A 25,963-nucleotide genomic window follows, 5' to 3' on the forward strand; every position below is an offset into this window, starting at 1 on the left:
TCGCTGACAAACGCTTTAATTGCACCAGGGATGTGACTAAATTAGACACATGATTTCCAACCTGCCCCCTTTGAACGCCGTTCGCGCCTTCGCCGCTGCCGCTCGCCACCAGAGCTTCAGCCGTGCGGCCGAAGAGTTGCATGTCAGCCACAGCGCGGTCAGCCGTCATATCAAGTTGCTGGAGGAACGCCTGGGGGTGCTGCTTTTCGAGCGTCGAACCCGGCAATCACTGCTGACGCCGGCTGGCCGGACATTTTATGAGCAGGTCAGCGTGGCCCTGGCGCAGATCGCCAATGCCACAACCGCCCTGACCCGAGGCGCTTCGCTGCGCAAAGTCAGAATCAACGTGCGCCCTTCCTTTGCGGAGCGCTGGTTGATCCCGCGCTTGCCGAACTTCATGGCGTTGTATCCGGATATCCAACCTGAAGTGGTCACCAGCACCCTGCCGCCGGATCACGCGCGTGAGACATTTGATGTCGTGATACGCCGCGCAAAGGCTGGATGGTCAGCCAACGTCCAACCTCACGCATTACTGGAAGATGATCTGGTATTGGTCGCCGCACCGTCACTGCTGCAAAGCCAGCCGCTGGACAGCCCCGGCGACCTGATCCAACACACGCTGCTGGCTGGCAGGACCCGCAGCAGTGACTGGCAGGACTGGGCCAGACACGCGGGTATCACTCAGCGACACACTCAACCCACTTTGCAATTCGATCACATGCATCTGGTGCTGCAAGCCGCCGTCGACGGCCTGGGTGTCGCCCTGTGTCCCGCATCGTTGCTGGGCAGGGACTTATCCACAGGGCGACTGACCTGCCCGTTTCCCTCCTTGCGCCTGCCATTGACCCGTTATTACTACGGCGTCGCCCAAGACACCGCCGCTGAAACGCAGGTGTTTATCGACTGGATGCGCGCTCAAATTCACCGACGCGGGGACTCCAGCCTGGAGGGGCTAAACCCTTTTGACCTTGAAGCGACTCAGCACCCGTTGCATTAATGAAGCCCGCTCTGAAAGATCCTTTGCCGCCACCGCGCATTCCTGTGAGTTCGACTGGTTCTTCTGCGTCACTTCATCGATCTGCTCAAGCCCGATGCTCGCTTGCTGCAAGCCCGAAGCCTGCTCGCTGGAGGCTTGATAGATCAGCGAAACCAGATTGGACACCGAACTGGTTCCGCTGACGATGTTCTTGAGCGACTCGGCAGTCCGGGCCGCGATGACCATGCCGCGCTGTGTCTTGCTCGAAGAGTCGGCAATCAGCGTGGCCGTTTGCTGGGCGGCTTCGGCGCTGCGGGCGGCCAGGCTGCGCACTTCATCGGCCACTACGGCAAAACCACGCCCAAGTTCACCCGCCCGGGCCGCTTCGATGGCTGCGTTCAGGGCCAACAGGTTCGTTTGCGCGGCAATGTTGTCGATGGTAGTGATGATCGCCGTGATGTCCTTGCCCGAGCTGTCGATCTCGGCCATGGCGGCAATCAGTTCGCTCATCAATTTGTCGCTCTCCCCCGCATCCGCCCTCGACGCCTGGGATTGCTCATCGGCTTTTCTGGCGTTGGCGGCGTTGTCCCGGGTCTGGGCGGCCATTTGCGTCATCACCGCACTGATTTCCGTGATGGACGACGCTGAATTGGACGCTCCCTCTGATAACGACTGGCTCAGGTCAGTGACTTGCGCCGAGCTGCCGGTGATCCGCGTGGCGCTGGTCTGGACCTCCGAAATCAATTGATTGAGGTTGCTGACCATCTTCTCCAGCGCCTTGCCCAGCGTATCGTGAGGTGAGGAGAGCCGGACCTCCAGGTCCAGGTCGCCTTCGGAAATGCGCTCGGCCACGATGACCTGCCGTTGCAGGCTGTCAGACATATCGTTGAGCGCCACGGACAATTGTCCGACTTCGTCCTCCGATTTCTGCACCAGGCGACGGGAAAGATCCCCCCGGCTGATGTTGGCGGCCAAGGCAGCGGCTTCGCGGATCGGCCCGACGATTTTCGCGCTGGCAAACCAAAGGGCGACCAGGGCCAGCAGCGAGATAGCCAACCCTACCGACACCTGCCAGATGCTGTTGTCGATGCTGCGCGCCTGCAGCTCCTGCTCCAATGCAATGGCCTGACTCATGACCACGGCCTTGGGCAAACGAATCAACACCGCCCAGGGCTTACCGGTGCGACCGAGCGTGATGGGCATCAACACTTCGATGTCCTGCGTTTGCGCGTTGAGCAGACCGTTACCACGTGCCCCCTGGATATCCTGGAGCACTTTTTCCCAGGCGTCAGGCAGCAAGGCCTTGAGAGGTTGGCCGATCAGATCGGTACGTCGACTGTCCGCGACCACCAGCCCCTGGTTGCTCAGGATGGACACTGTGCCTTGGCCGCCGTACAGATCGGCAGACATCTGCTCGCTGAGTTTCTGAATGAAGGCGATATCGAAGTCAGCCCCGACCACACCATAGAACTTGCCATTGGACACGATGGGGACCGACAACGTGGTCAACCATACGTTTTTCCCCTGGACCACATAGGGAATGGGGTCCAATACGCTTTCCTTCAACGTATCGCGTGGACCACTGTACCAACCGCCCTTGAGCACCCCGTTAGGATGGCGGTCCGCAGAGTCGTACTCAACCAATGGTTGCACCGCAACATGGCCGTCAGCGCCGCGTGTCCAGTAGGGGGTGAAACGTCCCGTCAACGGATTGCTGCCGTCCGGGGCATTACGAAACGCAAGGTCCTGCCCATCCAAGGCATCCGGCTCCCAGCAGGAATAGGTGCCGTTGAAGTCAGGGTTATCCTTGAGCACGCTGAGCAACACGCTGTTGATCTGGTCCCGTCCCAACGCCAGGTGACTTTGCGAAGCCTTGCTGGCGGCAAAGGTATTGGCCATGGTGCGCGCCGCATCCAGTGCATTTTGCAGTTTGGCCTGGATGGCATTGGCGCGGGATTCGGCCAGGTTTTGAATTTCCCGGATCGTTGCCTTCTCAACCAGCGCGGAAACTTCCTTGGAAACGTAATGTTCATTGGAGCGAGCGCTGAAGAGCCCGTAAACCACCAGGCTGATGGACGAAACAAACAGGCATACGCCTGCCGTGACACAAATACGTGCCTGCAATGACTTGAACTTCATATCAACCCCTGCCTGATTCTATTTATTGCCAGCGTCAACGACGACGGCCTTCCAACGGGTGCACGACTCGGCGAGTAACAATCGATCACTGCTGCTTACGCGGTCCCCGGGCGAACGCCTTCAAGGGCATGGCGATACAGCTTCAAAGCGTTGAAACGTGGCGGGTTGGGGGCACAAATCCATCTCTTTCCGCTCGGAAAGAAGAAGAGATATTCGAATCAAAAACAGAGGGCCTCATCCAGAGCAGGCTGCTCCCTGGGGATAAGGGCAATCGATGGAAAGAATGTGAAGCCCGCTTTTGCTGTAACCACAGGGTCACCCTTGAATACGGCCGCAGAATCCATTCAAACCAATAACCACGGCAGCAAATTAACATGGGACATATTTCGACCCTATCAACTTGAGGCTTAGACGAGGCAGTACTTTAGTCGCAAGGACGAGGAAGACATTCTGGTAAACGCAGTTGCTGCGCAGCCAGCAGAGACAGCGCCATCACGCAGTCCCGCTGGCCTTCGCAGCACTCACGGCTCGGCTCAGGCTTTTTTAGTTCTCGGCAGAAAAATCGCCAACACCCCGAACAACGGCAGGAACGAGCACAACCAATACACGTACTCAATGCCGCGTATGTCCGCCAAGTGCCCCAGCAGCGCCGCACCGATCCCGCCGAAGCCGAACATCAGTCCGAAGAACACGCCGGCGATCATCCCGACGTTGCCCGGCACCAGTTCCTGGGCGTACACCACGATGGCCGAGAATGCCGAGGCCAGGACGAAGCCGATCACCATGCTGAGAATGCTGGTCCACAGCAGATCGACATAAGGCAGGACCAGGGTGAACGGCGCCACGCCAAGAATCGAGAACCAGATCACGGCCTTACGCCCGATCCGGTCGCCAATCGGGCCACCGAAGAACGTGCCCGCCGCCACCGCGCCGAGGAACAGGAACAGGTGCAACTGCGAGGAGGCCACCGACAGGTCGAATTTCTCGATCAGGTAGAACGTGAAGTAACTGGTGAAACTGGCCATGTAGAAATACTTGGAAAACACCAGCAAGCCCAGCACCACCAGCGCACCCAGGACCCTGCCCCTGGACAAACCATGGGTGGCCGCCTGGCCCTGCTTGAGCTTGAACAAGTTCAGGTGGTTGGCGTACCAGCGACTGATCCGGTACAGCACGAACAATGCAAACAGCGCGAACACACCGAACCAGGCTACGTTGCCTTGCCCATAGGGAATGATGATCGCCGCCGCCAGCAAAGGACCGAATGCCGAACCGGCGTTGCCGCCGACCTGGAATGTCGATTGCGCCAGACCATAACGACCGCCCGAGGCGAGCCGGGCGACTCGCGAAGCTTCCGGGTGGAAGGTCGAGGAGCCGATACCGATCAGCGCGGCGGCCAGCAGGATCAAGGCAAAGTTGCCAACCATGGACATCATTACGATGCCGACCAACGTGCACACCGTACCGGCCGGCAGCAGCCAGGGCTTGGGATGCCGGTCGGTGTGGTAGCCGACCCAGGGTTGCAACAGAGAAGCAGTGAGTTGGAAGGTCAACGTGATCAGGCCCACCTGGGTGAAGGTCAGGCCATAACTGTCCTTGAGCATCGGGTAGATCGAGGGCAGCACTGCCTGGATCAAGTCATTGATCAAATGCGCCAGTGCCACGGCGCCAATGATGCGCATGACCAATGGGCTGCTTTGGGCTGCGGCCGGAGTGGACGAGGTGCCAGCCTGGGTATTGCTGAGAGCCATGGGAAGTTTCCATACAACGGATGGGTGCGCACGGGCAGGTGCGTCAATGTGCCATTTTTCGGTGCAGCAAAGCTATCCCCTTAGCTTGCTATCGACCGTAAAAATTCTCGCTGAACAAGGTGATAGCTCAACGCCATGGTCTGAATCTTGCCTTGCTTATCACCTACGATGCGGCCCCTTACAAAGGGGACCGAGAATGGGAAGTTTCGCTACAAAACCCGCCCACAGAGCGGATCTGAACGAACTTTCGAGGCCTTTTAAAAGAACACCTGTTTCAGCACTTGTGTAGAAACGCACAAAAACAGTGCAAGGTGTTCAGGGGAGTATGGGCATGCACGCTTTTCTATCACCGGGCATCAGATGGCTGGGACGTTTTGGTTTCGCCCGTAAATTCCAGTTGCTGTTCCTGCTTTTCATTCTGCCGCTCATGGGTAGTCTGTGGATCATTGGCCAGGACTATCGTGACAAATTAAGCCTGATCTCCGGTGAGCGCGCCGGGGTGCGTCAATTGCTGGCGCTGGACAACCTGGACAATCTGCTCACCGCCCAGCGCAACCGCGCGGCCCGTTGGCGAGCCACGGAAACCAATCGCCAACCCACCCCCGCCACGCTGGCGGCGATGGCTTCTTTCGACGCCGTGCAACCGGCCCTCAACCAGGCAGCCAGCGAGCTAGGCACAGCCTTGCAGACCGAAGGGGCCGAAGGCGCCACCCTCGCCCGCTATCAAGCCCTGCAAGACAGCCTCAAGGTCCTGGATTCGAAAAGCCTGGGTTCCGTGGGTTGGTGGCCGGATGGCTACGACCGCTTCACTGCATCGCTCAATGCCCTGCAATCCCTGCGCGAGCAGATCGTCATGGACAATCGCCTGACCCTCGCCTCCTGGCTGGAAACCTATTTGCTGACCCAGATCTCGACCCAGCAGACACCCGACCTGATCGAACGGGTCGGCCGCCTGGCCAGCGTCGGCCAGGCTTCGGTTGTGTCGGGTCAATTCAGTTTGCAAAGCCGCCTGCAACTGCGAGACCTGCGCAGCCGGATCGGCGATTCCCGGGATCAATTGCTCAAGACCGGCGGACTCCTCGAGGCTCGCCTGCCCAGCGAGTTGCAAGGCTGGGCCGGACAATATCAGGGCAGCCTCAAGCATTTGGATGCCGAACTGAAGGTACTGGACGACGGTGTGTTCGGCGGCTCCATCAGTCTCAAGCCGGAAGACTTCGAGAAACACATGGACACCCTCCTGACGGACCTGGCCTCCCTGCGCCAGCAATCCCTGGTGGCCCTGGATACCCGCCTGGACCATTATCACGGCACAGCGGTCCGCCAATTCATCCTGGTGGCAACGGTGCTGGGCTGCCTGGTGCTGGCAGCGCTCTATCTGTTCATCTGCCTGCAAGCCTCCATCCGTCGCAGCGCCAGCGGCATCACCCTGCTGGCCGAAGCCTTGCGTGATGGCAACCTCAGCCTGCAAGTGCCAGTGCAAGGGCGTGATGAATTGGCGGCCATCAGCACCGCCCTGAACGTCGCCGTGGTGCAATTGCGCAACAGCCTGCTGGGTGTGGATCACGAGACGTCTCAGGTGAGCAACGCTGTGCGCACCCTCAATGTCCATTCCAGCGATGCACTGGGAGAAGTCGAAGCCCAGCAGATGCAGATCAGCCAGATTGCCGCCGCCGCAACACAACTGGCCGCTACCTCACAGGGCGTAGCAAAAAGCTGCGAACAGGCTGCCGGCAGCGCCCAGCAGACCCGGCGCATCGCCGCGGACAGCAGCCGAGACAGCCAACGGACCACGGCCAGCATCCAGCAACTCAACCAGCGGCTCAACGACACCGCCGCCGCACTGGGCCGAGTGAGTGAACAGGGGCAACAGATCCAGATGGTGGTCGACACCATCCGTGGCGTGGCCGAACAAACCAACCTGCTGGCCCTCAACGCCGCCATCGAAGCCGCTCGTGCCGGAGAACAGGGTCGAGGCTTCGCGGTGGTGGCCGACGAGGTGCGCAGCCTGTCACAACGCACCCAGTCCTCCACGCAGCAGATCGCCGGCACCGTCGACAGCCTGCGCGCCACGGTCAACGAGGCTGTCAGCCTGATGGAAGCCGCCTGCGAACAGGCACAGACCGATGCACAAGCCGTCACCAGCCTGGGCGAACGATTGGGAGAAATCGCCAACGCCGTGCAGAGCGTGACCGATACCCTCGCGCAAATCGCCACGGCGGTGGACGAACAAGCCAGCACCGCCGATGAGGTGAGCGGCAATATCCAGCAGGTCGACCAGGCGGCGATGCGCCTGCTCGATGGCGCACGGGCCGTTAACCTCGCGGCGGACACCCTGAGCCAGGGAAGCCAGGCCTTGAGCGCAAACACAGGAAGATTTCAACTCGGTTGAGGGGCATTTGCGGCGAGGATGGATAAGCGGTTGAAAGCGCAGAGAAATATTTCAGATTTACGCTTGACACATCCTCGCTACCGGCGAATAATGCGCGCCACTTGGCTACATAGCTCAGTTGGTTAGAGCATAGCATTCATAATGCTGGGGTCCGGGGTTCAAGTCCCTGTGTAGCCACCAAGTACTAAAAACGGCTTATCGAAAGATAAGCCGTTTTTTTATGTCTCAAGAAAACAGCGCGGAATTTCCCGTGCCGTTCCCGTCGATTGCACCCCGCGCCTCGCATCGCTACAGTCGATCTCTATCCCCCGCCACGGATGGAGCGACACGTGCTTACAAATTTCAGTTCGAATCTTCATCGTTTCTCAGCCGTTTCGCTGCTGGCTGTCGCTCTCTCTCTCGTTGCCTGTAAGACTCCCACCTCCTCTACCGCCACTGCGCCATTACCCACCGCACCGGAGAACGCTTCAGGCTACCGCACCGACCTGCAGACCCGACACGCCGGTAAGCACATGGCCGCGGCGGCAAATCCGCTGGCCGCCGAGGCCGGACGGGAGATGTTGCGACGCGGGGGCTCGGCCATCGACGCGGCGATTGCGATGCAAGCGGTACTGACACTCGTGGAGCCGCAATCTTCCGGCATCGGCGGCGGAGCATTCATTGTGCTGTGGGATGGCAAGGCCGTACGCACCTACGATGGCCGCGAAACGGCACCGGCCGGCGCCACCGAGAAGCTTTTCCTGCAGGCCGACGGCAAACCCATGCCGTTTACTGCCGCCCAGATCGGCGGTCGTTCGGTCGGTACGCCGGGTGTGTTACGTGCGCTTGAACTGGCCCACCGTAAACACGGTCGCTTGAAATGGGCCACGCTGTTCGAACCGGCCATCGCCCTGGCGCAGAACGGTTTCGCTATCTCGCCACGATTGCATTCCATGATCGCCAGCGATCCGTCTCTGTCGGGCTCACCGGACATGGCCGCCTACTTCCTCAATAGCGATGGCAGCCCGAAAGCGGTCGGCACGCGGCTGAAGAATCCTGCATTGGCCGGTGTTCTCAAGCGCATCGCCAGCGAAGGCCCGGATGCGTTGTACGAGGGGCCCGTTGCCAGGGAGATCGTCGCCAAGGTGCAGGGCCATGCCAACCCGGGCAGCCTTTCTTTGAACGACCTCAAGGGCTATACCGCCCGGGAGCGAGCGCCGCTGTGCACCGACTATAAACGCTGGCAGGTCTGCGGCATGGCGCCGCCCTCTTCCGGAGGCATCGCCGTGGCGCAGATTCTTGGCACGCTGCAGGCCCTGGAGCAACGCGACAGCCATATGGCCCTCGCGCCCTTGAAACCGCGGAAGAGCGATAAACCCGCCGGCCTGGAACCCGCGCCCGAAGCGGTTCACCTGATTGCCGAAGCGCAGCGGTTGGCCTACGCCGACCGCGCCCAATACGTCGCCGATGCGGATTATGTGCCCGTTCCAGTCAAAGGTTTGGTCGACGCCGGTTACTTGGCCAGCCGCGCCGCCCTGGTCGGGCCGCGCAGCATGGGCGTCGCCAAGCCAGGCACGCCACCGGGTGTGCAAGTGGCCTATGCGCCGGACCGTTCGCCGTTGCGCATCTCCACCTCGCAGGTGGTGGCGGTGGATGACCAGGGCGGCGCCGTGTCGATGACCACCACAGTGGAATCGGCGTTCGGCTCGCACCTGATGGTTCAAGGCTTCATGCTCAACAACCAGATGACCGACTTTTCGTTCATCCCCGAAGAGAACGGACAAAAAGTTGCCAACCGTGTCGAGCCCGGCAAGCGCCCGCGCTCGTCCATGGCGCCGACCCTGATCTTCGATCGCCAGAGCGGTAAGCTGCTGGCGGCCGTCGGCTCGCCGGGGGGCTCGCAGATCATCGAATACGTCGCCAAGTCAGTTGTCGGCTTGCTGGACTGGAACCTGGACCCACAAACCGCCATCAACCTGCCGAACTTCGGCAGCCGCAACGGCCCCACCGAACTGGAAAAGGGCCAGTTCAGCCCGGCTCTGATCAAGGCGCTGAAAGACAAGGGCCATGCGGTCAGCGAAATCGACATGACCAGCGGGACCCAGGCGATTGTCCGGGTACGCGACGCGCAGGGGAAAACCTCATTGGCCGGTGGGGCGGATCCACGGCGCGAGGGTGAAGCGCTGGGGGATTGAAATTCGGAATGGACTGATACCGAGTCGTCATCATCGCGAGCCGGCTCGCCCCCACATCTATCCGGCGTGAACACGGGGAGTTGTTGACGTCATCCTCTGTGGGCGGGCCTGCTTGCGATTGCGATTTGTACAAACGACGGCGCAGGATTCACCACCGTTGTTCGGGGAATCCGATGCTGGTTCGGAGTCTTCAGTTCGCCCCTCAGGTCGACAGCTGATTGGCAAACTGGCTCACCGCATCCACCACTTTCTTCGCCCCGTCCTGAATCTCGACGATCACACTTCCCGCCTCGGCTGCCAGGGCCAGACCCTGTTCGGCCTGGTGCTGGCCGTCGTTCATCAGCGATACGGCATTACGCGCCATGTCCTGGTTCTGGCGGACTACGCCAACGATCTCATCGGTCGCCTGGCTGGTGCGCGACGCCAGTTGCCGTACTTCATCGGCCACCACCGCGAAACCACGGCCTTGCTCACCGGCCCGAGCAGCCTCGATGGCTGCGTTGAGCGCCAGCAGGTTGGTCTGTTCGGCGATGCCGCTGATGGTCTTGACGATGGTGCCGATCACCAGGGATTGCTCATTCAGGGCCTCAATGCCCTCGCCGGCGGTCTGCATGTGCCGGGCCAGCTCGCGCATCACTTCCACGGCCTGAGTCACCACGGTAGTACCGCGCTGTGCGCTGTTGTCGGTATGCAGCGAAGTGCTGTAAGCGATATTTGCCGCCTCGGCGACGGCTTTTTCCTGATTGACCTGATCGGTGATGTCCGTAGCGAACTTGACCACTTTATAGAGCCGGTCGTTGGCATCGACCACCGGGTTATAGGACGCCTCCAGCCACACCTCACGGCCGTTGCTGTCGATGCGTTTGAAACGACCGGCGACGAATTCGCCACTGTTCAGGCGCTTCCAGAACTGTTGGTACTCCGGGCTGTTGCATTCTTCCGGTCCGCAGAACATGCGGTGGTGCTTGCCCTTGATCTGCGCCAGGCTGTAACCCATGGCACTGAGAAAACGATCATTGGCTGTCAGCACCTGGCCGTTCAGGTCGAATTCGATCACAGCCGTCGAACGCACCAATGCACCAATGAGGTTTTCATGCTCGCGAGAGCCCTCGATGGTGCGGGTCAGATCGTTGGAATACATGGAGAAATAGCGAATCCGGCCATCGACGGTCCGTACCGGCTGAAGGATCGAACGCAGCCACGCTTCCTTTCCATTGCCGCGCAGCAGACGAACGGCACCGGAGAAATGCTCGCCACGAGTCAGCGCCGACGTGAAGCGACGCTGGTGTTCATTGGATTTCAAATAGGCCGGAACAAGCTCTTCGATAGACCGGCCGATAAGGTCCTGGCCCTTGTAATGCATTTCATCCAGGAACTTCTGGTTGACCGTTTTCACACGCCCCTCTGCGTCGAAGGTCAACGCCAGCATTTCGCGGTCCAGACTTTCCTTTACCTGCATGAGACTGGACAGTTCTTGGCGAAGAGCCGACAACTCCTGTTTCAAACGTTGATTGAACATAGGCATGCTCCGACAGGCAGGAAAAGTGAATGGATCCATCCCTTGCCATCGGCTTGACATTTTTTTTCTAAAGAGTGCCGTTGGTCGGCCTGCAAAAATTCCAGGCCCCTTGCGAACCCTGTCCTCCCTCCCAAGGTCATTGGGATTGTTCTACTGTTGCCGCTGATCGCCGGGGCCCTACCGCTCCAGATACCCTCCTCCATAAAACCAACCATAAAACCGAGGTAACTACCGTGACCACCGACATTGAAGACAGCCGCTCCGCCCGCTTCGCCTTGCGCTGTTCCAGCTTTGCCGAGCGCTGGTTTCCCGACTCCTGGGTCTTCGTCGCGCTGGCAGTGCTGGTCGTCGCGGTGGCAACGCAATTCATTGGCGCCACGCCCACGGCCGCCGCCATGGCGTTCGGCGACGGTTTCTGGAGCCTGATCCCGTTCACCATGCAAATGGCCTTCGTCGTGATCGGCGGGTATGTGGTTGCCAGCTCGCCGCCCGCCGTCAAGCTGATCGACCGGCTGGCACGGATTCCGAAGAACGGCCGTTCGGCGGTGGCCTGGGTGGCGCTGATCTCCATGGTTGCGTCGTTGCTCAACTGGGGCCTGTCGCTGGTGTTCGGCGGCCTGCTGGTACGAGCCCTTGCCCGTCGAACCGACCTCAAGATGGACTATCGCGCCGCCGGCGCCGCCGCCTACCTGGGCCTGGGCGCGGTATGGGCCCTGGGCCTGTCCTCATCGGCGGCGCAATTGCAGGCCAACCCGGCCAGCCTGCCGCCATCGATCCTGTCGATCACTGGTGTCATACCTTTCACCCAGACCATTTTCCTGTGGCAGTCCGGAGTGATGTTGCTGGCATTGATCGTGATCTCGTTGATCGTTGCCTACGCGACCGCCCCAGGCCCGAACAGCGCCCGTGATGCCGCCGCCTGTGGAATCGACCCAAGCTTCAGCATGCCGGCCCTGCAACCGCGCACCCGTCCGGGCGAATGGCTGGAACACAGCCCATTGCTGACCATTGCCCTGGTATTGCTGGCCTCCGGATGGCTGTTTCACGAGTTTTCGAGCAAGCCCGCCATTAGCGCGATTTCCGGGCTCAACACCTACAACTTCTTGTTCCTGATGCTTGGCGCGCTGTTGCATTGGCGTCCGCGCAGTTTCCTGGACGCGGTGGCCCGGGCTGTCCCGACGACTACCGGCGTCTTGATCCAATTCCCACTCTACGGTTCGATCGCCGCGCTGCTGACCACGGTCAAGGGCAGTGATGCCCAGACCCTGGCCCACCATATCTCGACCTTTTTCGTCCAGATCGCCTCCCATGACACTTACGCCTTGTTGATGGGTATCTATTCGGCGGTATTGGGCTTCTTCATTCCATCCGGCGGCGGTAAATGGATCATCGAAGCGCCCTATGTGATGCAGGTGGCCAACGACTTGAACTATCACCTGGGTTGGGCGGTGCAGATCTACAACGCCGCCGAGGCGCTGCCGAACCTGATCAACCCGTTCTACATGTTGCCGCTGTTGGGGGTACTAGGGTTGAAGGCTCGGGATCTGATCGGGTTTTCCTTCGTGCAGTTGCTGGTCCACACCCCTCTGGTGCTGGTATTGCTGTGGGCGCTGGGAACGACTTTGACCTATTTGCCACCAGTGATGCCATAAGGCCATAAAAAAGGGCCGATATTTACATCGGCCCACTTTTTCTTCGGCCCGGTCTGTTTCAGTATGGGGGCGCCCTGTTTCGAGGGGCCCATACGCTGAAAAGGATCTGAGCATGTTCAAACTCGCAGTGCTTCCTCTTGCCACCCTGGCCATGAGCGCCACCGCCCACGCCGACATCGATGTACAGCTTGGCAGCACAGAACGCGTGACCCGCCTCTTCGCTTATCCCAACAACTGCAATGTCATCTGCTTTCGCGACTGGACCCTGGAACAGACCGTCGAGCATTACCTGACCCAAAGCGTGCAACGCGACGGCTACGGCACGGCCAAGGTCAGCGTCAAACGCGACAATGATACGGTCTACGCCCACATAGCCGGCGTGCCGAAAAGCTACGGCCAGCCATTGACCGCATTGCTAAACGCCGGTGACCTGGCCTACACGGGCGCCACCAAGCTCAACGGCGACAAGAAATGGGCCTACAACTGGTACCTGTTCCTCCCGCTGGGCATGGCCCTGGAAAACCGCAAGAGTGTCGAGCTGCTGCACTTCCCGCCGGATTACTCCCTGACCCAGGCCCAGGACTACCTGGAATCGGCCACCACGGATCGCTGGGCCACGCTGCTCACCGTCAACGGCATCGCCGCCGACCAGACACCGGCCTACCAGACCATCATCGACATCGCGCCGATTGCCGCCCCGTCCAATGCCGGTTCGGCGCTGGAAGGTGTCTACGACTATTTCACTGACTACCAGACCACCATGGTCAAGCAAGTCAGCCAGGGCACCAGCGGAGCCGCGTTGCCAATGGTGGCCTTCGGTGCCCCGGTGCGAAACTGGATCAAGACACAATACGGCCCGACGGTCGGCGTGCTTGGCCTGGCGACCATCACCCCGGCGGCGGGGCTGAAGGTGCCGGTGCTAGGCTCCAACCACCCCAGCTACATCTGGTACGCCGCCGATCCGGAGAGCTATGACGGGGACCAGGCCAAGGCGGATGCGGCGGGCCTGAAGGTCATGGGTCAGGATTTGAGCGCAGCGTGCTGGCAGGCCGGGATGGGCAGCAAGCCGGGCACCGATCCGACCACGTTGCTGAACCAATGCACCCAGACCTGGCAAGTCACGCAAAAGGAGAAGACCTGCGAGTTGTTCTACACCTCGGTTCGCAAATTGACGCCGGCTGAAGCGGCCCAGAAATGCGAGACGCCGGCGATCAAATCGCAGCTCCCGCAGTTGAAAACGCCGATGCCATTGCCGTCCGAACCGGTGTAAATCTCATGGCTTTCCCGCATCAGCCTGCGCTCATGCGGGAAAAGCCCTATGGGCACCTGTCAGAGTTGACAGTAGATAGCGCCCTTGATCGGGGCGACACTATTCGGGTCAATCACGACGCTGGAAGGATCCAGCGCCAGTAAGTCGGGTGTTGCGCACCGACAAGGACCGTCATGAGCATTTTTGTGACCGATAGAGCCAGTTCACAGAACCGGGACTGTATCTACCCGGAAAAAGAACTCAGCACTCGCCTGGGTTATCCGTCTGCGCGCGATTTCGAAGTGCTACGCACCGCCAACGGGCGCGGCAGCGGAATCGTCTCACTCAAGCGCTTCGCCCCCATGGAACGAATGTGTCGTGTATCAGGGCTTCTGTTGGGGCGACGACGCCTGCACACCCTGCAGATCCTGCCGGAAATCCACATGTATGACCCACGCTTCGCCGGATTGCTGGCACACTCCTGCAATCCGAATGTCTTTTTGGACATGAGCGAATTATGGCTATGGTCCCTGACGCCCATACAGGAAGGCGACAGCCTGAGCATGGACTACGCCAGCACGGAGCCGAAACTGTACCGGCAGTTTGCCTGCCGGTGCGGTTCCTCCAACTGCCACGGGTGGATCACCGGTTATGACGAACCACCCAACGAGCAAGGCATGAAGTTCCTCAAGCGCTGGCGCCGTCGCTGCCATCGCGACTGACGCCTGCTGCCACGGAACCTGGGATCAGGGCGCGCCCACCGGACGCAGGCGATACTGCGGCGGCAATTGCTCGAAACCGCTGATCGTGGTGTCCAGGCTTTTCCAGCGCCCGTCCTTGATGCCGTAGATGCAACCGTGAATCGACAGTTTCTGTCCACGGTGCCATGCGTTCTGGACGATGCTGGTATGGCCGACGTTGGCCACCTGCTGGATCACGTTGAGTTCGCACAGACGGTCGACGCGTTCCTCTTCGGTTGGCAATTGCGCCAATGCCTCGCGATGTTCGTAGTACAGGTCGCGGATCGAGCGCAGCCAACCATCGATCAGGCCCAGTTGCCGGTCCTGCATCGAGGCGCGAACGCCGCCACAACCGTAGTGGCCGGTGACCAGGATGTGTTTGACCTTGAGCACGTCAACCGCGTACTGGATCACCGACAGGCAGTTGAGGTCGGTGTGCAGCACCACGTTGGCCACGTTACGGTGCACGAACAGATCGCCCGGCAGCATGCCGACGATCTCGTTGGCCGGCACTCGCGCATCGGAACAGCCGATCCACAGGTATTCCGGGGTCTGCTGACGGGCCAGCTTGGCGAAGAAGTCAGGATCCTCCTGCTTGATCGCATCGGCCCAGCGCGCGTTGTTATCAATCAGATCTTGTAGTTCGTTCATGCTATCCAGCCCTCGAGAATAGTCCGCATGTTGGACACCACACCGCCGGTCGAGGTCACTTCATTAATGTCGTTGGAATTCCCGGCCTGGCTGCGGGTCCACCCATTAGAGGCCCACAGCATGAGGAATAGCCATGAATGATTCACGACGTCCTTTCGATGCGGCGCAACCGGAACCCATCGACGACAACGAAGACCGCATGGGCTCGATGCATGAGCTGGAGTTCGATGACGAACAGCCCAGTGCGAGAATCGGTGACGAACTGCCGGAAGACGAGCGCGAACAGCTGATCCCCCCTGAACGCGTACGCGAAGCAGGCCTGACGGGCGCGTCCATGGACGATCGCCAACCGACCGACGATGACATGAGCCCCGAAACCCTCATCCGCGAAGACGGCGCCCGGGATGCCCACGAGGCCGGCGAAGACGAACAGGCTGACTGGGATCTGAGCGTGGTGGGTGAAAATGACATCGGCGGGGGCGATGGGTTGGACGAGGCGGAGATGGCGCAGGTCGATCCGCTGGATGGCAAGCGCTAAATACCGACAGTCACCGTAAATCCCTTGTGCAAGCGGGCTTGCTCGCGAAAGCGGCGTCACATGTTGCAAAGATGCAAGCTGACCCACCGCTTTCGCGAGCAAGCCCGCTCCCACAGGGGCTCGCTTCATGCCGTTGGGGCATCACTCCACCAATGTGCAGGCCATCACCACCGCATCTTCACGCCCACCCACCGCCGGGTAGTAATCGCGCCGCCGGCCGATCTCGTTGAAGCCATAGCGCTCATATAGGCGGAACGCCGTGCGATTGCTGTCGCGCACCTCCAGGAAGCACTCCCGGGCCTCGGCCTTGCAGGCAATCGACATCAAATGCTCCAGCAGGCGCAAGCCCAGTCCCCGGCCCTGGTTTTCCGGCTTGACGGTGATGTTGAGCAGGTGCGCTTCGTCGAGAATGATCTGCACGACACCATGGCCTACCTGCTGCTGGCCTTCGAACATCAACCAGATCTGGTATTTGCCCAACCCGTCGAGAAAGATCCCTCGGGTCCAAGGGTGGCTATAAGCCGCGTATTCGATTTTCAGCACAGCGTCGAGGTCCGCCTCGGTCATCGGGCGGAACGATACAGCGTCACTCATTCGATTCTTTCCAGCGCGCCATCAGCCGGCGCATGGCTTGCCAGACTTCAGCCTTGCGCTGTGGCGTTTCCATTAACAGTTCCAATCCAGGCAGTGCCCAAGCCGAGCCCAGCCCCTCGATCTGCAGTTCGCGGTTGAACGCTTCGGCATCTGCCTCCCCGGCAAATTTCACCGCCGGCAGGCCGATCAACCAAAGACATACACAGGGCGCGTCTTCGAGCCGCGCCGACACGAAGCCCTGGACGAAATCCCGCGCCGCCTCCGGTCCCTGGTCCATCGTCCCACGGGACAACAACGGCCAGCGCACCGGTTCGCCGACGATCTGCGGGCTGTCCGGCAGGCCGGCGGCGCGCAGCATGTCCTTGAGCAGCAGGTAGGCCGGATCACGGCTTTGGAACGGCTCCCCCGTGGGCAGCTCCACCAACAGCAGGCAACGCCCGGCCCGCAGCAATTGCAGGCTGAAGCGCGGTGGCGGGACCGGGGCGACCCTGACCGGGACAGGCGTCTCTTGTACCTCCTCTGCCGGTTTGACAGGCGCACGGGCGGCAGCCGAGGGGCGAGGAACCTCGATTTTCGGCCGTTCGACCGATGGCGGCGGTTCGGCAACGGTCTTGGCGACAGGCGTCGTCACGGCCGGCTCGGCGTGCGCCGGCTCGAGCGCTTCCAGCAGCTCGAGCCGCGACGGGGCGGCAAATGGCAATTCGGTACGCGGCAGCCAGGTGACCACCTGCATGGCGGTCAGATAGGCGCGGCGACGGGACTCGATAAGCAAGGGTCGGCCACTTGTGGATAACTGAAAGTGGGAGGGATTCTACCGCCCTTCGACGCGAATCGCTTCCCCGTTGATTCAATCGTCGAACGATACAAAACGACAGTCCGTCTCAGGGGTGAATCGCAACCGGTCCGATGCAGTACAATTACCGCTTTTAATTGCCAACCCGACGGCCATTGCGATGATCGAACCCAAGCGCGTCTTGCGCGCCCTTGCCGAACACTGGGCATTGCTTGAACCTTTGTGCGAGCACTTCGACCAGGGCACCCTGAGCCTCAACGAATTGCGTTCACAATTGGCCGCCCAACAACTGGACAGCACGCCCCAGGACATCACCAACCTGCTGGACGTGTGGATCCGCCTGGATATCCTCGTACCGGTGGCGAAAAGCCCGAACCGCTTCGAGCTCAACGCCCAGATCCATGATTTCCTTGCGTACCTGCGCCGCGAGCACCGCCTGGGCCTGTGCCTGGAGATCGAAGCCTACCTGCGCCACCTCGAACGCCTGGCCGGCTACATCCAGGACGCCTTCGACGTGCGCGACGGCAACGACCTGGCCCGCCAGCTGCGCCTGCTGGACATGCGCGTGCGCGACGTACTCAAAAAACTCGCCAACGATGAGCAGGCGCTGGTGTCGGTCGCCGAACGCGCCAAGACCAGCGACCGGCAGATTCCTCTGCGCCAGCGCTACGCCGAAGTCCTGGCGACCTGGGACGAATACGTCGAGCCGATGATCCAACTGGTGAACGCCGACGGCGCGTTCGAGCAAGGCGTGCGCAAGGTCGAGAACGTGCTGTTGCGCATGCTCACCGAACAGCAGCGTCTCGGTCACCTCGTCGATGACGACATGCTGCTGCGCACCCACGCGCGCATCCTGGAGATGCAGACCAGCGCCCAGTTGACCCTGCGCCATGCCCGCGAGCTGCTCCTGCCGCTGCGCGAAGAAGCCCGCCGCCACAACGCTGTCACCCGTGGCGCCGCACTGGCCCTGGCCGCCATTCGCCGCAAAGGCATCGACGCCGTGCCGCAAGCCGCCATGCCGTTGTTCACCCGGCCGCAAAGCACCTTCCTGGGCAGTGCCAGCCAGGTCGAAGCCTATGTCTATGCCCTGGCCCGCTTCGAGCCGAAACCGGCGCGCTTCCCCAAATCCCACAAGACCCACAAGGGTGGCGAAGCACCACGCGCGCCACGCACCGTTCGCGAAATGGTCGAACGTTGCGAAGAGGCCCTGCCGATGCCGGACCTGATGACCTGGTTGCTGGAGCAGGAGCCGGACGGCGCCACCGACGAATTGCTGTACTGGTTCTCGCGCCTGTCGCGGGAAAAACGTTTCAAGCGCGAGCGTCTGGAACGCCGCGAATACCACACACACGAGCATCAGGTCAGCCTGCGCTCCTTCGCCCTGCTCTCGGCCGGCGACGCCGCCGAGGATTCTGCGAGCATCCCAAATGCATCTTGATCTATCCGAACTGTCCCAGCTGGCGCCGATCTTCCGCGAGCTGTTCAAGGGTTATCACATCAGCCGCCGCGACCCGGAGCTGTACGCCCAACTGTCGAACTTCCAGGACCAGTACCGCACGCTGTTCAAGGCCCTGGGCTTCGAGCTGGTGTGCGACACCCGTGGCTTCTACTACTTCGTACCGGACCTGGCCGCCGCTGCGGTGAACAAGACCGCCCAGCGCCTGGCCCTGTTCACCTTCATCCTGGTCGAGCACCTGGCCGACCAGGGCCGCGACCCGATCGCCGTGCTCGACGGTGGCAGCCTGGGCCGCGACGAATTGCCGTCGCTGCTGGAAAAGTACCGCGACCTGTTTATCCAGGCCGAAGTGCAGACCCAGGAAGAGCTGGAAGAAAAAATCATGCGCCGCATGACTCAACTGGGCTTCGCCAGCGAGGAAAACGGCGTGTATCGCTTCCTGCCGCCGATGCATCGGTTCCTCGACGTCTGCCTGTCGGTCCAGCAGGACCGCGACTTGGCCGCCAGCCTGCACAGTGTGTTGCCGTTACCGGTACCGGTATTGGTCGACGAAGACAGCGACGAAAAACTGCTGCAAACCGATGATCCGCTGGACCTCAGCGAATTCGAAGGTGAAAGCGAAGAAGACGCACTGGCCCGCGCCATTGCCGAAGAACAGGAGACCGACGCATGAGCAAGGAACGCTACGGCATCCGCCGCTTTGCCCTTTTGAACACCGCCGGCTACAGCCTTGGCTTGTTCCCGCTGGAAGAACCGCTGTCGGTGTACGGCGCGAACAACCTAGGTAAATCCGCCTCGATCAACGCCTTGCAGTTCCCGATCCTGGCGCGCATGTCGGACATGAGCTTCGGCAAGTACAGCCTGGAACAATCCCGGCGTTTCTACTTCGCCTCGGACACCAGCTACATCCTGGTGGAAGTCGCCCTGCCCCATGGCCCGCACGTGATTGGCGTGGTCGGTCGCGGCCCCGGCGGCGGTTTCGGGCACCAGTTCTTTGCCTATGCCGGCAAACTGGACCTGGCCCACTATCAAAAAAATGACACGTGCCTGCGGCAGAAAGAGCTGTTCACCAACCTGGAGCGCGAAGGCCTCAAGGCCTACGAGCTCAAACCGGATGAACTGCGGCGCCTGCTGGTGGGTGGTCACACATCCATTCCCCTGGACCTGACGCTGATCCCACTGCGCTCCACCAGCGAACAAAGCCTCAAGACCTTCCGCGCACTGTTCATCAACCTGTTGCACATGCGTGAAATCACCGCGGCCAAGCTCAAGCAATTGTTCCTCGATGCGTTCGAACACAGCCTGCGTTCCGGCAGCGTGGATTACATCGCCGCGTGCGAAGAGGCCTTCCGCGACGTACGACGCATGGAGCAGGACTACAACTCTCTGGTGGCGGCTGGTCCGCTGGTGGAGGCCCTGGCCAGCGGCGTGAAGCAGCGCGACATCCTGCGCGGCAAGTTGCATCGCCTCTCTCCCTTGCTCGACTCGCTGCTCGGCACCTGGTCGGATTACGCCAGTGCACGCAAGGAAGAGCTGACCATCCAGGCCGAACACTACCGCAACGAACAGGACTCGCTGCAGAACGACCAGCGCGGCAGCACCCAGGAGCTGATGCGCCTGGAGCGTGAGATCACAGGCATCCAACGCTGGCTCGGCGAGCTGTCGGTGCTCAAGCATCGCTTTGCCCTGGTGGATGACGTCAAGGTGCTGGAGCAGCAACTGCTCGCCGCCAAGGACGCCCACGATGAGCTGGCCGGCGCCCTGGCCCAGTCCCGGCAGTTCAGCGCTGAAGACCTGGAAGAACGCCTGCGGGACCTGGAAAAGCGCTTGAAGTCGGTCAAGCAGCAACTCGATCACGCCGACAACAACAGCTATGCCCGCCTGCGGGAAGAATTCTCACAACAGGACGTCGAGCGTCTGATGCGCCTGTTCAACAGTGCCCTGTTCAGCCTGCCGCTGGGCGAGCATGGCATCGCCCTGGATGAGAACGGCGACTGGGTCAAATCCGTGGAACTGATCCTCGACGGCTTCAAGGGCGAGCGTTTCGAAGTGCCGGGCCTGTCCATTGACCTGTCCCACATCGAGCCGCCAGCATTGCAGGCCCTGGCCGACCGCGCCGCGCTGCGGGATCAAAAGGAACGCCTGGAGAAAGAGCTCAAGCAGCTCAAGACCCAGCAAGCCGTGGCCGCCGACCGTGCCGCTAGCAAGACCCAGACCGAGGCGCTGTACCAGCAGGTCCTGGACGCACAGAAAGCCCTCGAGGACTTCCGCCGCACCCAGACCCTGAGCGCCGAAGAAGGCGAGAAGCTCGAGCAATTGGCGCAGATGGAAGCGGCCCAGGACGAACTCAAGCGCTCCAGCGACGCCTTCACCGAACGCGTCCAGCAGTTGTCGGCCAAGTTGCAACTGGTGGGCCGGCAGATCGCCGACTTGGAAGCCAAGCAACGCACCCTCGACGATGCCCTGCGCCGTCGCCACCTGTTGCCGGCGGACCTGCCGTTCGGCACGCCGTTCATGGACCCGGTCGATGATTCCATGGACAACCTGTTGCCACTGCTCAATGACTATCAGGACAGCTGGCAGGGCCTGTTGCGCATCGACGGCCAGATCGAAGCGCTGTACGCCCAGGTGCGCCTCAAGGGCGTGGCCAAGTTCGACAGCGAAGACGACATGGAGCGGCGCCTGCAGCTGTTGATCAACGCCTATGCCCACCGCACCGACGAAGCCCTGACCCTGGGCAAGGCTCGCCGTGCAGCGGTGACCGACATCGCCCGGACCTTGCGCAACATTCGCAGCGACTACGACAGCCTTGAACATCAACTGGCGCTGTTCAACCGCGAGATCAACAAACGCCAGGTGTCCAACCTGCAGAGCTTCCGCATCGTCCTGGCGCCGAACAAGGAAGCCCTAAAGCACATCGACCAGATCATCCACAGCGCCGGCCAGTACGAAGAAGGCGAAACCCTGTCGGTGTTCGATCTCAGCCAGAGTGCCGAGCAGGACAACAAGAACGAAGAAGCCAAGGAATACCTGGCGCGGCTGGTGGCGGCGAACCACAACCAGCTCGGTCTCAAAGACCTGTTCGAACTGGCGTTCGAGATCACCAAGGTCAACGGCCAGCCGGTGATCCACACCGACATCGACGGCGCAGCGTCCAACGGCACGACCATGACCATCAAGGCGCTGACCAACATGTACCTGTTGCTGCACCTGATGGACCGCGAACAAGCCGGCCGCGTGCGCTTGCCGTATTACCTGGACGAGGCGGCGGACATCGACGAGAAGAACCAGGCAGCCCTGCTGGAAACCAGCCTCCAATTGGGCTTCGTACCGATTCTCGCCAGCGTGAAGCCGCAGGTCTGCGCCAGTGTCGCCATCGACCTGGAAGGCGGCAGTGGCCCGAACGGTATCTACATCGACGAAGCGGACTGGAAGTACATCCGTCGTCGTGATGCGGTGAAGGCCACGGTGAACGTAGAAGCCGACGAGCCGGAGCTGGATCCGGTGTAAGGTGAAGAGCCGGGAATGAAAAAAGGCCGCGATCCATTGGATCGCGGCCTTTTTATCGCCTGTGGTCTGATGGCCCTATCGCGAGCAGGCTCGCGATGGCGTCGAAACGCCAGACCCGTCACTTACCGAGCTTGATCTTCGGCGCCCAGGTCAGCCATTCATCTTCAAACTTATCGAACAGGGGGAAGGTCTGCTCCGGCCGGGCCGGACTGCCCATGCTCTCGCCATCCGGTGTTGCGAAAGCAACACCGCCCTGGATCAACGTCTCCAGCGACTCGGTCCTCACCGTTGCGCCCTTGAACAGACCGAAGTCCAGGCCAAATCCACTGGTGTTCCAGAAGCGCGTGCCACTGCGCACCAGCGGCGCGTACTTGGGCTCGATCAGGATATGGATCAATACCCGATCCGCCGTCTGCCCCAATTCATAACCCGTAACCTTGCCCACGGTAATTTCGCGATACGTCACCGGCACGCCCGTCTTCAACGAGCCTCGGCGGGCCGCGCTCAATACCAGGCTCAAACCAGCCTCGGGCACAGCGGTTTCCGGTGGGCTGGCAAGGGCCACGAAGTTTTTCTGCGGTCCCAGATTCTTCGTCGAAGGCTGCACCTCGAGGTATTGACCGGTCACCAGCGTCTCCAGGTTCGACGTCTTGATCAAGCCCAGCTCGGGCTTGACTACCCAGAACTGACTGCCGATCCGGGCGATACGCTCAGGGACTTCGGTGATACGTGCGGTGAGCAGCACCGATTGCAGGTCGGGGCTAAGGTCCACGTCCTCGACCTTGCCCACATCCAGTCCTTTGAAGCGAATCGGAGTACCGCTGCGCAAACCGTCGGCACGATCGACCTTGATCGTGACCACGGTTCCCTTTTGCTGCGCGGCCTCGCGGTCTTCAAACAAGCGGAAGCGCGGAATACGTCTTTTCAACGGTACATTCGGCTCCGGCGTCTCGAAAGCGATACCACCGGCCATCAGGCTTTGCAGCGATTCGCTCTTGACCTGGATGCCCCCCGTCAAGCCGCCCGTGAGAGTGACGCCGCTGGCGTTCCAGAATCGCGTCGAACCGTTGACCAGCCCTTCGTACTCCTTCTCGATGTGCACGCCAATAATCAATTGCTTCTTCTTGCGAGAGAACTGGTAGCTCTGCACCGACCCGACTTTGACCTGCTTGTAGAGAACCGGACTGCCGACCTCCAGTGATCCGAGATTCTCGGTGAGCAGCACCAAGTGCAAGCCCGGCGAACGCAAGTCCAGCGGCGGCGCCTTGGCCCGGGCTTCGAACTCGCGCTGTGGTGCGCTGCCCTTGTCCCCTGGGCGCACGGCAATGTAATTCCCCTTGACCAACGCTTCCAGGCCCGTAATACCGGCCAGGGAGATCGAAGGTTTGACTACCCAGAACTGGGTTCCCGTCACCAGGTAATCTTCGGCCAACGGGTCCATCGTCAATTCGGCGGTGGCGCTGGAGAGGTCTGGATCGACCTTGAGGGTCTTCAGGCTACCTACCTGAATGCCTTTGTACATCACCGGCGTCCGACCGGCCTGCAAGCCTTCGAAGTCACTGAGTTTGACCTTCACCCGAATGCCGGCGGCCGCTGCGTCAAAGTCTTCGTAGAGACGAAACGGCAGGCTCGGGTCCGTCGGAGGGCTGTCCTTGCGGCTCTCCGGCGTGGCGAATGCAATACCACCGGCCACGATACTGGCCAGGGATTCGCTGCGCACCTTCACACCCGAAAGGTTGGCATCGATGCTGATGCCGCTGGCATTCCAGAAGCGCGTGTGTTTGCGCACCAGGCTGGCATAGGTCGGTTCGATGAAAACCTTTATTTCGACCGTATTCTGATCTTCGGACAGCTGATAGCTTTTCACTTGTCCGACCTGAATCTGCTTGTAGAACACGGGGCTGCCCCGGTCCAGCGAGCCCAGGCGGTCAGCCTTGATGGTCAAATGCAAACCTGGCTTGGCATCCGACAGCGGCGGCTCCTCGGCCAAGGCCTTGAACTTGCGACTGGACTCTCCTTCACCCGGACTGATCGCCACGTAGTTACCCGATACCAGGGTTTCCAGGCCAGTGATCCCTGCCAGGGTAACGCTTGGCTTGACCAGCCAGAAACGTGTACCCGTCTTGAGGTACTGCTCGACGTCTTTGTTCATCTCGACGGTCGCAACCACGCCCTTGGAGCTGCCTTCGTCATCGAGCGTAAGGTCCTTCACTTTACCGACCGTCATACCTTTGTAGACAACTTCGGTCTTGTTGACCTGGATACCTTCGCCGCTTTCAAAGCGCACGCTGATTTCAATCCCGGTTTCGTTATAAGCCCGCCAGGCGAGCCAGCCCCCAATGATCAGGGCAATCAGCGGCAAGACCCAAATGGCCGACCAATTGGAGGCCGGTCGGGTTTTAGCGGTTGGCAAATCAGTCATGGTCGTTATCCGACTCCGTGTTATCCCAAATCAGTCGGGGATCGAAGGTTACTGCGGCAATCATTGTCATAATCACTACGCTGGCAAAAGCGATCGCGCCGAGCCCGGCTTCGACACTGGCGAGTCGTCCGAAATTCACCACTGCCACCAAAATGGCGATCACGAAAATATCGAGCATCGACCAGCGACCGATGAACTCGATAAAGCGGTACATGAGGATGCGTTGCCGTGCGGACATGGGCTGGTGTCGCTGTATGGAGATCAGCAACAAGGCAATGCCCACCAGCTTGAAAGTCGGCACCAGGATACTGGCGATGAACACCACAGCGGCAATGGGAATCATGCCATGCTGCACCAACTCGATCACACCGGCCATGATGGTACTCGGGGCACCTTGGCCCAGTGAGTTGATCGTCATGATCGGCAACATATTGGCGGGTATGTAGAGAATCGCGGCGGTGATCAACAAGGCCCAGGTGCGCATGAGGCTGTTGGGGCGGCGGGGATGAACCAGCGCGCCACAACGGGTGCAGGTCTGTCCGTGGGCATCGGCGTTCAACCGATTCAATTCGTGGCATTCGGTACAGATCAGAATCCCTGCATCAATCGCCCGCATGATCGTCCTCTCCTGATAATGCTTGCCAAATCTGATGGGGTGACATCACCACCTCCAGCCAGACTTGAACCAGCAGTAAACTGATAAAGCACACCAGGCCAAGACCTACGGTGATAGCCGCCATGTCCGCCAGCTTGACGATGGCCACCAGTACGCCCATGAGGTAAACCTCAAGCATCCCCCAATCCCGTAGATGGTGATAAATGCGGTAGAGCAATAACCCATAACTACGGCCGACATTACAGCGAATGGTCAGCAACACCGTCAGCTGACAAAGCAGCTTGAGCAACGGTATGCCCATGCTGCACAGGAATACCACCACGGCTATGCCTTGCATGCCGGTATCGTACAGACCAACCACACCGCTCCAGACGGTGTCCTGAGAGGATTGTCCGAGCAGATGGAGTTGCATGATGGGTAAAAAGTTCGCCGGCACATACAACAACAGAGCGGCGATGACCAAGGCAAGACTGCGTTCGACCACATTATGACGGTGGGCGTAGAGCTCATAACCACAACGGGGACATTCGGCTTTTTCACCATGGGCCAATTGAGGCTTGCGCATCAACAGATCGCATTCATGGCAAGCCACCAGATCATTCAGGGGGAGATCTGACAACTCGCGAGTGTCCAACGGATCTGACATAAAGAGCTCTGGCTCAGCTAAGGTGAGGCTATTCTAGTGCTCCGGCTCGAAAATAACCGTGCAAATTCGTAACGAACTTTCCTACAAACTTTTCCTACGGGCAAAACAAAACCCCTACCTGCATCAGCAGATAGGGGTTTCGGAATTT

The 25,963-nt window shown here is 60.5% G+C and carries 19 protein-coding genes, 1 tRNA gene and 2 pseudogenes; 11 read left to right on the top strand and 11 right to left on the bottom strand.

What is annotated here, in order from left to right; all coding sequences use genetic code 11:
• Nucleotides 1-49 precede the first annotated feature (49 nt).
• Nucleotides 50-997, top strand: coding sequence for a transcriptional regulator GcvA (gene gcvA / locus LCU97_RS12285; RefSeq protein ID WP_232776529.1), 948 nt, complete (start codon nt 50-52; stop codon nt 995-997).
• Here the strand turns inward: gcvA and LCU97_RS26830 are convergent.
• The 3 genes and pseudogenes from LCU97_RS26830 to LCU97_RS12295 form a co-directional block, all read right to left on the bottom strand.
• Entirely contained in the window at nt 953-1,858 is a 906-nt protein-coding gene (locus LCU97_RS26830; protein ID WP_408636388.1) for a methyl-accepting chemotaxis protein, read from the bottom strand. The genes gcvA and LCU97_RS26830 overlap by 45 nt on opposite strands.
• Nucleotides 1,853-3,115 (bottom strand): annotated as a pseudogene (locus LCU97_RS26835) (PDC sensor domain-containing protein); the annotation flags it as partial. The gene LCU97_RS26830 and the pseudogene LCU97_RS26835, both read right to left, overlap by 6 nt.
• 533 nt (nt 3,116-3,648) lie before the next feature.
• Nucleotides 3,649-4,866 (bottom strand): MFS transporter, encoded by a 1,218-nt coding sequence (locus tag LCU97_RS12295; RefSeq protein ID WP_053146600.1) that lies wholly within the window; start codon nt 4,864-4,866, stop codon nt 3,649-3,651.
• Nucleotides 4,867-5,197: 331 nt separating this feature from the next.
• On the opposite strand from LCU97_RS12295, the gene LCU97_RS12300 reads away from it, so the two are divergent.
• The 3 genes from LCU97_RS12300 to ggt all read left to right on the top strand — a co-directional run bounded on the left by LCU97_RS12300 (nt 5,198) and on the right by ggt (nt 9,429).
• Nucleotides 5,198-7,255 carry a methyl-accepting chemotaxis protein gene (locus tag LCU97_RS12300; protein WP_053146629.1) on the top strand — a complete coding sequence of 686 codons (2,058 nt, stop codon included), beginning with the start codon at nt 5,198-5,200 and terminating at the stop codon, nt 7,253-7,255.
• A gap of 103 nt (nt 7,256-7,358) precedes the next feature.
• Nucleotides 7,359-7,435: transfer RNA gene (locus LCU97_RS12305), tRNA-Met, on the top strand.
• A 137-nt stretch (nt 7,436-7,572) separates the two neighbouring features.
• Nucleotides 7,573-9,429 (top strand): gamma-glutamyltransferase, encoded by a 1,857-nt coding sequence (gene ggt, locus LCU97_RS12310; protein WP_232776532.1) that lies wholly within the window; start codon nt 7,573-7,575, stop codon nt 9,427-9,429.
• A gap of 202 nt (nt 9,430-9,631) precedes the next feature.
• Here the strand turns inward: ggt and LCU97_RS26840 are convergent, their stop codons facing one another.
• Entirely contained in the window at nt 9,632-10,063 is a 432-nt protein-coding gene (locus LCU97_RS26840; protein ID WP_232776565.1) for a methyl-accepting chemotaxis protein, read from the bottom strand.
• 108 nt (nt 10,064-10,171) lie between these two features.
• Nucleotides 10,172-11,008: pseudogene (locus LCU97_RS26845) on the bottom strand (PAS domain-containing protein); the annotation flags it as partial.
• A 173-nt stretch (nt 11,009-11,181) separates the two neighbouring features.
• Between LCU97_RS26845 and LCU97_RS12325 the strand changes: the two are divergent.
• The 3 genes from LCU97_RS12325 (at nt 11,182) to LCU97_RS12335 (ending at nt 14,571) form a co-directional block, all read left to right on the top strand.
• A complete protein-coding gene (locus tag LCU97_RS12325) occupies nt 11,182-12,600 on the top strand; it encodes a short-chain fatty acid transporter (RefSeq protein ID WP_232776533.1) in 1,419 nt (472 codons plus the stop codon).
• A 112-nt stretch (nt 12,601-12,712) separates the two neighbouring features.
• Nucleotides 12,713-13,870 (top strand): hypothetical protein, encoded by a 1,158-nt coding sequence (locus LCU97_RS12330; protein WP_232776534.1) that lies wholly within the window; start codon nt 12,713-12,715, stop codon nt 13,868-13,870.
• A gap of 173 nt (nt 13,871-14,043) precedes the next feature.
• Nucleotides 14,044-14,571: an SET domain-containing protein gene (locus LCU97_RS12335; protein ID WP_053146607.1), complete on the top strand. Its 528-nt coding sequence runs from the start codon at nt 14,044-14,046 to the stop codon at nt 14,569-14,571.
• A gap of 24 nt (nt 14,572-14,595) precedes the next feature.
• Here the strand turns inward: LCU97_RS12335 and can are convergent, their stop codons facing one another.
• Entirely contained in the window at nt 14,596-15,240 is a 645-nt protein-coding gene (can, locus tag LCU97_RS12340; protein WP_041023284.1) for a carbonate dehydratase, read from the bottom strand.
• 133 nt (nt 15,241-15,373) lie between these two features.
• On the opposite strand from can, the gene LCU97_RS12345 reads away from it, so the two are divergent.
• A complete protein-coding gene (locus LCU97_RS12345) occupies nt 15,374-15,778 on the top strand; it encodes a hypothetical protein (RefSeq protein ID WP_053146609.1) in 405 nt (134 codons plus the stop codon).
• A 141-nt stretch (nt 15,779-15,919) separates the two neighbouring features.
• On the opposite strand, the gene rimI is transcribed toward LCU97_RS12345, so the two are convergent.
• Complete coding sequence (gene rimI / locus LCU97_RS12350; protein ID WP_053146613.1) at nt 15,920-16,372, bottom strand: ribosomal protein S18-alanine N-acetyltransferase; 453 nt, start codon at nt 16,370-16,372, stop codon at nt 15,920-15,922.
• The gene (locus LCU97_RS12355) at nt 16,365-17,144 is read right to left on the bottom strand and encodes an energy transducer TonB (RefSeq protein ID WP_232776535.1); all 780 of its coding nucleotides are present in this window, start codon (nt 17,142-17,144) and stop codon (nt 16,365-16,367) included. Before LCU97_RS12355 ends, rimI begins: the two co-directional genes overlap by 8 nt.
• Nucleotides 17,145-17,325: 181 nt before the next feature.
• Between LCU97_RS12355 and mksB the strand changes: the two genes are divergently transcribed.
• Genes mksB through mksF form a run of 3 tightly spaced genes read left to right on the top strand, consistent with a single transcriptional unit; the run spans nt 17,326 to nt 22,131 of the window.
• Nucleotides 17,326-18,603 (top strand): Mks condensin complex protein MksB, encoded by a 1,278-nt coding sequence (mksB, locus tag LCU97_RS12360; protein ID WP_232776536.1) that lies wholly within the window; start codon nt 17,326-17,328, stop codon nt 18,601-18,603.
• A complete protein-coding gene (mksE, locus tag LCU97_RS12365; protein WP_053146617.1) occupies nt 18,593-19,294 on the top strand; it encodes an Mks condensin complex protein MksE in 702 nt (233 codons plus the stop codon). Before mksB ends, mksE begins: the two co-directional genes overlap by 11 nt.
• The gene (gene mksF / locus LCU97_RS12370; protein ID WP_232776539.1) at nt 19,291-22,131 is read left to right on the top strand and encodes an Mks condensin complex protein MksF; all 2,841 of its coding nucleotides are present in this window, start codon (nt 19,291-19,293) and stop codon (nt 22,129-22,131) included. Before mksE ends, mksF begins: the two co-directional genes overlap by 4 nt.
• A 118-nt stretch (nt 22,132-22,249) precedes the next feature.
• Here mksF and LCU97_RS12375 read toward each other — a convergent pair whose 3' ends face one another.
• Genes LCU97_RS12375 through LCU97_RS12385 form a run of 3 tightly spaced genes read right to left on the bottom strand, consistent with a single transcriptional unit; the run spans nt 22,250 to nt 25,815 of the window.
• The gene (locus tag LCU97_RS12375) at nt 22,250-24,553 is read right to left on the bottom strand and encodes a PqiB family protein (protein WP_053146621.1); all 2,304 of its coding nucleotides are present in this window, start codon (nt 24,551-24,553) and stop codon (nt 22,250-22,252) included.
• On the bottom strand, nt 24,546-25,169 hold the full coding sequence (locus LCU97_RS12380; RefSeq protein WP_053146623.1) for a paraquat-inducible protein A: 624 nt from the start codon (nt 25,167-25,169) through the stop codon (nt 24,546-24,548). The genes LCU97_RS12375 and LCU97_RS12380 overlap by 8 nt, the downstream gene beginning before the upstream one ends.
• On the bottom strand, nt 25,156-25,815 hold the full coding sequence (locus LCU97_RS12385; protein ID WP_053146625.1) for a paraquat-inducible protein A: 660 nt from the start codon (nt 25,813-25,815) through the stop codon (nt 25,156-25,158). The genes LCU97_RS12380 and LCU97_RS12385 overlap by 14 nt, the downstream gene beginning before the upstream one ends.
• Nucleotides 25,816-25,963 lie beyond the last annotated feature (148 nt).

The organism is Pseudomonas uvaldensis (assembly GCF_021271205.1).
GTDB lineage: Bacteria > Pseudomonadota > Gammaproteobacteria > Pseudomonadales > Pseudomonadaceae > Aquipseudomonas > Aquipseudomonas uvaldensis.